Origin of the sequence: Mesorhizobium sp. M7A.F.Ca.CA.001.10.2.1 (assembly GCF_003998575.1) — a bacterium.
In the GTDB taxonomy this organism is placed as follows: Bacteria; Pseudomonadota; Alphaproteobacteria; order Rhizobiales; family Rhizobiaceae; genus Mesorhizobium.
Genome location: NZ_RZQY01000933.1, coordinates 1 through 1,742, shown reverse-complemented (window position 1 = coordinate 1,742; position 1,742 = coordinate 1). Strand labels below are relative to the sequence as shown.

The window sequence follows — 1,742 nt, the reverse complement described above, 5'->3', positions numbered from 1 at the left end:
TTCCAGAACTATGCGCTGTGGCCGCATATGACGGTGGCCGAGAACATCGGTTATTCGCTGAAGGTGGCGAAGCTCGACAAGGCTGTCGCCCGCCGGAAGGTTGAAGACGCACTCGCCCTTGTCAATCTGCAAGGGCTGGGCGAGCGTCGGCCGGCCAATCTTTCCGGCGGCCAGCGCCAGCGCGTGGCGCTGGCGCGCTGCCTTGTCGCCGCGCCCTCGCTAGTGCTGTTCGATGAGCCGCTGGCCAATCTCGACGTGCATCTGAGGGCATCGATGGAGGACGAGTTCGCATCCTTCCACAAGCGCACCGGCACCACCATCGTCTACATCACCCATGATCAGGCCGAGGCGATGGCATTGGCCGACCGCATCGCGGTGATGGATGGCGGGCGCCTTGCCCAGCTGGCGACGCCGCGCGAGCTCTATCATGAGCCGGCAAATGAAATGGTCGCATCCTTCATTTCGCAAGGCATTTTGCTGCCCGTGGATGTGTTGAGCGCGGAAGAAAGGGGCCACTGCAAGGTCCGGGTTCTCGGCGCTGAACTGGTTGTCCGCTGCCGGCCAGGCGAGCGGCCGCGAACCGGGGCAAAGGTCTGCTGCCGGTCGGCCGATCTCGACGTGTCGCCGGATGGCCCCGGCTTTGATGGTCTGGTCAAGCGGGTGATCTACCAGGGTGGCTCGGCGCGCATCGAATTCGCGCCTTCGACCAGTCCCGATCTCACTTTGCATTTCGAACAGCCCGACCCGGTTTTGCTGGAGAGCGGAGCCCATGCGCGTCTGCGGATACGCTCCGGCTGGCTGATCCCGGCGGCGGGGGCAGCATCGTGATGATGCTCGACCTGCTCGGCGGCTTTGGCGAAAAGGGCCGCACCAGTCTTGCTGTCAGCAGCGGCAAGGATCGCATCCTGCTCGACGTCGGCATCAAGGTCGGCGCCTCGGGCGCGGACTACTATCCGGTGCTGAACGGGTCGGTCGCCGACATCGACGCGCTGTTCGTCTCGCATGCCCATGAGGATCATGTCGGCGCACTGAGTTGGCTGCTGTCGCGTGGCTATGCCGGCCCGATCTTCATGACGGCCGAGACCCGCAATGAGGCGCCCGCCACGCTCGCGGGCTATGCTGAGCCCGAGGATTTCAGGCGGTTCCCTTTTCCCGAAGACCGCATCGAATTGTTCCAACCCGGCGATACGCTGAAGAGCGGAAATCTCACGATCCGGACGGGACGCTCCGGGCATGTGGTGGGCGGCGTCTGGTTTGCCGTCGACGATGGCGAGAGCCGCGTCGCCTATTCCGCCGACGTGGTGCCGGACAGCAATGTCTTCGTCATGGACACGATCCCCCACTGTGATCTTCTTGTTCTCGACGCCTCCTATGGTGCCGATCCCGTGCCGGGCGCGGCGCGGGCGCTCGAAATCTCGCAGTGGGTTGCGGGGCATTCGGGCGGGTGTCTTTTGCCGACGCCGCTCTCGGGTCGGTCGCTGGAGCTGATCGCGGCCTTGCCTGGCCCGTTCGCCATCCATGCCGGCATGCGTTCGTCCCTGGAAGCGCAGATCGGCGCCACGGCAGCCTTGTTGCCGGGCGTTTCAGCGTTGCTGCGCCGCCGCTTGCAGGAAGCAGCCGACTGGACCGATGCTGATCCCCTGCCGTCCACGCCGTTGCTGGCGGATGACGGCATGGGTGAAGCCGGCCCGTCATCGCGCCTCTTGCCGCGTGCCGACCATTCCGGTTTTCCGGTGCTGCTT

2 protein-coding genes are annotated in these 1,742 nt (G+C 65.2%); both read left to right on the top strand.

The features are described 5' to 3' along the window. Nucleotides 1-828 (top strand): ABC transporter ATP-binding protein (locus EN964_RS33645; RefSeq protein WP_164776317.1); only part of this gene is annotated, 828 nt, incomplete at its 5' end. Next, the coding region (locus tag EN964_RS33640) for an MBL fold metallo-hydrolase (RefSeq protein WP_127277383.1) at nucleotides 828-1,742 on the top strand (915 nt) is incomplete at its 3' end. The genes EN964_RS33645 and EN964_RS33640, both read left to right, overlap by 1 nt.